This is a genomic window from Streptomyces sp. S.PNR 29 (genome assembly GCF_030386795.1).
Classification (GTDB): domain Bacteria; phylum Actinomycetota; class Actinomycetes; order Streptomycetales; family Streptomycetaceae; genus Streptomyces.
The window spans coordinates 334799-341500 of sequence record NZ_JANUQM010000011.1 but is presented as its reverse complement, the minus strand read 5'-3'; the positions used below and the strand labels follow the sequence as shown (position 1 = coordinate 341500).

Genomic DNA, 6702 nt, shown 5'->3' with positions numbered 1-6702 from the left:
TCGACAAGCACGCCGCCGCGTTCCGCGACAGCGTCCCTGTCCTGCGCCCACCGCGGCCGTAGACGGCCGTTCGCGGGCTCTCGGGAACCATGGGCCGCGGCCGTGAGCTCCCGGGTCAGGGCGGCGGCGTCCCGCAGTGGGGTGAGCGCATCCTCCAATGCGCCCTCCTCGCGATCGCGACGGAAGTAGGCCGCCGGGTCAAGGCATTCACCGACGGCGCGGCAACGACCCCGTATCAACTGGCCGTTGGCAGCCGCCGCGCACTGGGACCCCCTGCACACGCTCCGGACCCGCTGGCACCACGCCGGCGCACCGGTACCGGCGACCAGGCCCACGCCCTCCAGAGCGTCGGCGCCGCCACGGGCGGGGCCGCCACCGACAACGGGTCCGTCCCCTTCGCGCATCTTCCGTTGAGCTCCACCGCCACTGCCCGCGCGCACGCCGAGAGGAACTGCCATGGCAACGTCGACAGTTGCTCAGCCACGCACTCGAGCACGTCACAGACGCACGCGGAGGGGCTATGCCGCCGCGTAGCTGGCGCGGAATAGGCCCATAGCCCGCTCCACGTCCCGCTCGGACCGCAACTGCACCTCCAGGTCGCCCATCCCGTGGTGGCCGAGCCCTGTCACGTCCAGGGTGAAGCCGGGCATGAGGTCGATCTCCTTCGGGTCGGCCTTGAGATAGACGAGGAGCTTGGTCTTCTGCGGGGGACAGACGCAGGCAAAGTTCCGCTGGCGCTGATACGCCCAGTACTGCTTGCGCTGCACCCAGCTGGCGCCGTCCCGGAGGCCGAGCAGCACCTCATCGACCGCCTCGGCCAACTCGGCGAGCCCTCCGCCCTGCCTGCAGGCCGGCCGCAGCCTGTCCGCGCTCGGGTGAATCCGCCTGCCGGCTGGCATCCGCCCCGTGACGGAAGCCACGGTCTCAAGCCTGATCAGCTCCCTGCCGAAGAAGCGGTAGCGGAGCAGGTCGATGCTGCACCGTCGGTCGGGGGCCGCGGCCAGCAGATCGGTCATGGAACGTAAGCGGAGTCTTGACGAGTGTCAACAGTGTTCCCATACTCATCGGTAACCGGTCGGGGCCGGTGCTTGTCCGATGCCGTCATTCGTCGCGCGAAGGAAGCCGAACCCCATGACCCTGCTGGTGAAATCCCTGTTGACCTGCGCTTGTGCAGTCACCCTCGCCGTTGGCCTGTCCTTGGGGATCGTCCATACGCTGTCCGCGGCACCTCAGCAGCCCAACGTTCCCCTCGTCTCGTTCCCGGACGGAACTCCGACGCCGTGATCCGCGGGCGGCTCGCTGTCGACCGCCGCGACACCCGCCCAGGTCACCGGGGCGGGTCTCGGCTCCTCCGTATCCATCCTCGGAGTACCTGTCGGCCAGGTTGAAGTTCGGCGACCAGACCCGGGGATCCGGGCCCCACGCCCGGCTGTGTCACAGGCCGTGTCGCGCTGTCTCAAGAACAACGGCGGCATGAAGCCGTCGACCCGGGAGAAGATCGACCGGCGTTCCCGCGGAAGCGGGCTACCCGCCGAACCCCCATCGCACGGTCCATGCGGACCCGGCGGACCGACCGCATCATGCTCGTGTTGCCGAGCTGACGGGGTCTCATGCCCATGCCGATGCTGAGCCCCGGCGGTCCGAGGACGTGCTGTCGTTCGCCCCCGCGGTGCCGCCGGTGCCGAAGTAGCCCAGTCCGGTGGCAGGTTGGCCGGCACCGGGGAGCCGTCGAAGGCATACCGCAGCTCTTCAGGGAGGGCCTGCGCGCTGAGCCGGCCGGCACGGGCGTCACGGTCGCTGTGCTGTACCCGGGGCCGGTGCGCACCGACTCGTCCCCACTCGGCGGAACCGGATGAGTTGCAAGAGAAAGCACCTCAGGCGCTTGGGCGAGATCCATGGGGGGCAGGACTCGGGCGTGGCCCCAGCTACGGCTGCGGCGCGAACCGAGGGAAGAGGGCGGAGGCGGTGTCGCGCAACACCGACTGCCATTGCTCCGTGCTCAGTACCGTGCTGGATACGAGCGTTTCCGCCAAGCCGTGGACCACCCAGTCCGGCGTGTAGGGGTAGTCGCTTCCGTAGAGGATGTGGTCGGTGCCCGTCAGCGTCAGCAGAGCGGGCAGTTGCCGTGGCAGAGGGAAGCCGGCGAGGTCGTAGTAAAGCCGACGCAGGGCGCCTAGAACGTCCACGGGCGGATCGCCCGTGGAGAACGCGAAGGCCGCGACGCGGTCGGCGACTGCCGGAAGAGCGGCTCCGGCATGAGGGACGATGAAGCGGATGCGGGGATATCGGTCGAGGACGCCGTTCAGGACCAGATTGGTGACGGCGCGGGTGGTCTCGAAGGGGAACTCCAGCATGGGGCGCGCATGCCCCATAGTCGTGGCTTCCCAGCATGGCGGTGACGTGGGATGCAGGAAGACGACGGCGGAGCGTTCGTCGAGTTCGGCCAAGAGCGGCTCGTAAAACGGATCGCCCAGGTGACGCCCTGCGTAGTGGGTGTGGAGCGTGATGCCGTCGGCTCCGAGTTCGTCAAAGGAATGTCGCGTCTCGGCAAGTGCGCCGGGCAGATCGGGCAGCGGAAGCGTGGCCAGAAGGCCGAAACGGTGGGCGTGATCGTGGACGAGGGCCGCGCCTTCCTCGTTCACCACCCGGGCCAGCTCCCGGGCGGCCCTGTCGTCGCCATAGTGCACGCCGGGGGATGAGACCGACAGAAGAGCTGCCGCGATACCCGCCCCGTCCATCACGGACAGGGCGTCTTCGGGGCTCCAAGCCGGGATGGCGGCCATGCCGTCGGGCCCACCGTGGCCCGCCTTCTCCATCTCCGCACGCAGTCGCGGCGTGATGAAGTGGGCGTGCACATCAATGGCTCCCTTGAGGGGAGGCTCGGGCATCATCTGATCTTTCCCTCCACGGATGGGGACGGAGGCGCTGAGGCTGGGGTCGTTGGCGGTGGCGGGGCCTGGACATGCCAGAAGAACTCGTTTCGGGGACGGGCAGGAGAGCACGCAGACCGCTGAGCCAAGTCGCAGCCCCCGATCACCGGATGCCGCGATGCCCCCGGCCCCGCCAGGCCCAGTGAGCTGCTGCTCCGACGTGAACCGCGCGATGTCGGTGTCATCCCACAGCACCTCACTGTGGGGTGATCGGCTTGTGACCGATCAGCAGTGCGGTCTGCATCTCGACGTAGCGGTCCTGATCTGCGTGCGACCGACGGCTGAGCAGACTGCCCGCCCAGCCGAGGAAGAACCCGACGGGGACGGTTATCAGAGCGATGTTCTGCAGCGGGAACCAGTGGAAGTCCCGGTCGGGGAAGAGGGCTACGGGGCTGCCGGAGACAGCAGGGCCGAATGCTTCGAGGACAACGCAGCACGCCAGTGATCCGTAGAGCGTCCACAGCAGTCCGGTTCTGGTGAAGCCCTTCCAGAAGAGGCTGTACACCAGTGCGGGGAGAACCACTGAAGCGGTCAGCGCGGCGGCGAACAAACTCAGGACCACGATGCTCCAGTGGTGCAGCACAACAGCCAGGTACACGCTGACCAGGCCGAAAATCATCACCGCCGCGCGTGCCACGTTCACTTCGCTGCGTTCACCGCCGCCGCCTCGACGGCCCACCCGGGCGTACTGGTCGTGCGCCAGCGACGCGGAGGCGGCCATGGTGAGCCCGGCTACGGTGCCGAGGACGGTGACGAACGCGGCGCAGGCGACCATGGTGAACAACAGCCCGGTGCTGCTTCCGGCAAGGTTGTCGGCGAGCAGGAACAGCGCTGTGTTTCCCTGCGGGTCGTGCGCGGCGATGACGTTGGCGCCCAACGTCGCCGCCGCGCTCAGCCCGGTGAGAACCATGGCGCCGTAGAACAGCGTGATCATGACGACGGCGGCAGTGGAGGCCCGTTTGGCCGCCGGCCCGTTCCGGGAAGCGCTCACCCTCAAAACGATGTGCGGAAACACGGCAGACCCCAGGATGACGGTGACGCACAGCGAGACCAGATCCAGTCTGCCCGTCAGCGTGTCCCCGTACAGCAGGCCGGGGGCGTAGAAGGACTGCGCCCCGCCACGGTGGCCGGGAGCGGTCTCCAGCAGGGTGCCCAGGTCCCAGTGGGCACGGCTGAGGGCGGCCCAGCTCACCGCCAGAACCGTGCCGAAGACGAGGATCACCTTGACGATCTCGATCATGCTGCTGCCTCGCATGCCGCCGAACGCGGCGAAGGAGACGATCAACGCTCCGATGAGAGCCGTGCAGACCTCGGCGGCACCCGGCCTGTTCAACCCGAGGACGTATGCCGTCACATCACCTGCCACCGTGAGCTGTACGACCATCACCGGCAGGCATACGGCCACCGTGATCACGGTGCCCGCGACCCTGGTCGCCGTGCCGGTCACACGGCTTTCCAGGACGGCACCGAGGGTGAAACGCCCGGTGTTGCGCAGGGGTTCGGCCAGCAGGAGAAGCACGCCGAGTGAGGCGATGGCGCTGATGGCGACCACCATGCCGTCGTAGCCCGCGAGGGAAACGGCGCCGACGGAGCTGAGCAGGGCGGTGGTGAAGATGAAGTCGCCGGACAGCGCCAGAGCGTTTTTCGTCACGGACAGGGACCGGTTGGCGGTGAAGAAGTCGGCGACCGTGTCGTTGTCCATACCCGCGACCAGGCAGAGCAGGAGGGAGACGATGACGACCAGCAGGAATGCCATCAGGGGTGCGAACAGGCCGGAACCGCCGGCCGCGAGGACCGCGCCGGACGTCACGGTCTCCTCCCCCAGGGGGCCGACTCGGACGCCGCAGCCCGGCCACGCAGTTCCTCGGCCCTTGGGTCGCAGTGGACGCGACAGGCACGCTCGTACCAGAGGGCTGCGACCACCAAGGTCAGCGCAGCGGTGCCGAGCACCAGCAATCCGAGGGTGAACGGGCCGGACACAGGGGTGGCCAGGTCGATCCCCGGGACCAGGTCGAGCAAGAGAGGAACGCCGGCAGCGGCCAGGTTGAGCACGAGCAGGCGGACCCTGAGCCGCCCTGAGGTCCTTCGCAGGTGCTCCAGAGCAAGGTGGTGAGTGGCTGCTTCCAGTGTTCTGGAACCGGGCGGACGGTCTTGGATGTACATGATGATGCGCGGCTCTCTGGATGGAGGGAGGTCGAACTTCCGGGTTGTCTGGGCCTGTGAGCGCAGCATTCGGCGCGCCGCGGCAGGCGTAGTACTCGATCAAGTCGGGCTTGTCCCCGGGGGCTGGGTTGATCGGCCGGGTGCGCCGCGGAAGAGCGCCCCGGCCATGCCCGCGCCCCGTGGCTTCCCTACGTCGCGACGCTCATCTGCCGCCGTCACCGTGACGGCGGCGAAGACGTGGCGGCCAAGGCCCGCAGCGCGGCGACCGGTTTGCGCATTCCGTAGGCGACCGCCGTCGACGTTCCGTCGGCATGGCTCCAGGTCAGCAGCGCGCGCCCGTCGGCCACGCTGCCCTGCACCGTGGTCGGTTCGCCGAGGAGCGGCAGGCGGCCGACGATCTTGACGGTGAGACCGGCGACCTCGGTCCAGAAGTAGTCGTCCTGCGCTGGTCCCGGCGGTGGGAGACCGAGAGCGGAGGCCGCCGCGGTCCTGCCCTGGGCGACGGCGTTGGACCAGAAGGGCGCACGCCGTTCGGGCCGGGTGCCGTCGCCGCGGAGGTAGGTGACGTCGCCGGCGGCGAACACGCCGGGCACGGTGGTGGCGCAGGCATCGTCGATGCCGACGCCGAGGCGGTCGGCGAGGCCGGTCCCTGCCAGCCAGCCGGTGCTGGGTACTTCTCCGGCGCAGGTGACCACCAGGTCCGCGGTGAGTTCGGTGCCGTCGGGGAGCGCCACGCCGCTCACGGGGTCGCCGGTCAGGGTGGCGAAGCCGGTGGCCTGTATGAAGCGGATGCCGTGTGCTGAGGCGCGTGCGGTGATCTCGGCGGACAGGTGGTCGCCGAGGATGCGTTCCAGCGGCCGGTCGGCGTCCACGACGGTGACCGGGATGCCGCGGGCGGCGCAGGCGCTGGCCACCTCCATGCCGAGGAAGCCGGCGCCGACCACGATCGCCGAGCCGGCGTCCGCCAGGCGGGCGCGGAGCAGGCGGGCGTCGTCCAGGGTGCGCAGGACGAGTTCGCCCCGCTGCCCGGGGGCGGCGAGCCGGCGGGCGTCCGCGCCGGTGGCGACGATCAGCGCGTCGTAGCCGACCTGGCGGCCGTCGGCGGTCGTGACGGTGCGGCGCCGGGTGTCGGCGGCGACGGCGGGCGAGCGGATGACGTCGGCGTCGAGGCCGTCGAGGGCCAGGCCCAGGGTCTGGTCCGCGGCCGGGTCCTTCAGGACCACCTTGGACAGGGGCGGGCGGGAGTACGCGCCGTGTTCCTCTGCGCCGATGATCGTGAGGGGTCCGGTGTGGCCGAGAGTGCGCAGGTGGCGGGCGGCGGTGGTGCCGGCGAGTGACTCGCCGACGATGAGCACCGAGCGCGGTGCGGTCATGACAGGAATCGCAGGGCGGCGACCGGACAGGCATTGACGGCCGCGCGGGCGGCGGGCTGATGCTCGTCGGGGACGTCGGTGCCCTCGAAGCGGTAGGTGAGTTCGGCGTCGTCGTCCAGGCTGAAGATGTCTGGGGCCTGGTCGGCGCACAGGCCGTGGCCTTCGCAGCGTGGATGGTCGACGGAGATCTTCATGGTGCTGTCCTCAGCTGTCCTCGAACGGGCGAGCGGCGGGGT

The 6702-nt window shown here is 69.6% G+C and carries 5 protein-coding genes and 1 pseudogene; 1 reads left to right on the top strand and 5 read right to left on the bottom strand.

Translation table 11 applies throughout. The features are described 5' to 3' along the window. Positions 1–518: 518 nt before the first annotated feature. Positions 519–989 (bottom strand): annotated as a pseudogene (locus tag NW895_RS28645) (DUF5655 domain-containing protein); the annotation flags it as partial. A gap of 142 nt (positions 990–1131) precedes the next feature. On the opposite strand from NW895_RS28645, the gene NW895_RS28640 reads away from it, so the two are divergent. Next, positions 1132–1284, top strand: coding sequence for a hypothetical protein (locus NW895_RS28640; protein WP_289939129.1), 153 nt, complete (start codon positions 1132–1134; stop codon positions 1282–1284). 641 nt (positions 1285–1925) lie between these two features. Here NW895_RS28640 and NW895_RS28635 read toward each other — a convergent pair. From NW895_RS28635 to NW895_RS28620, 4 genes are all read right to left on the bottom strand, one after another. Further along, positions 1926–2888, bottom strand: coding sequence for an amidohydrolase family protein (locus NW895_RS28635; RefSeq protein ID WP_289939128.1), 963 nt, complete (start codon positions 2886–2888; stop codon positions 1926–1928). Between the two features lie 238 nt (positions 2889–3126). Further along, positions 3127–4740, bottom strand: a complete 1614-nt coding sequence (locus NW895_RS28630; protein ID WP_289939127.1) for a cation acetate symporter — start codon at positions 4738–4740, stop codon at positions 3127–3129. 568 nt (positions 4741–5308) lie between these two features. Beyond that, entirely contained in the window at positions 5309–6466 is a 1158-nt protein-coding gene (locus NW895_RS28625) for an NAD(P)/FAD-dependent oxidoreductase (RefSeq protein ID WP_289939126.1), read from the bottom strand. Continuing rightward, positions 6463–6660, bottom strand: a complete 198-nt coding sequence (locus NW895_RS28620; protein WP_289939125.1) for a ferredoxin — start codon at positions 6658–6660, stop codon at positions 6463–6465. Before NW895_RS28620 ends, NW895_RS28625 begins: the two co-directional genes overlap by 4 nt. Positions 6661–6702 lie beyond the last annotated feature (42 nt).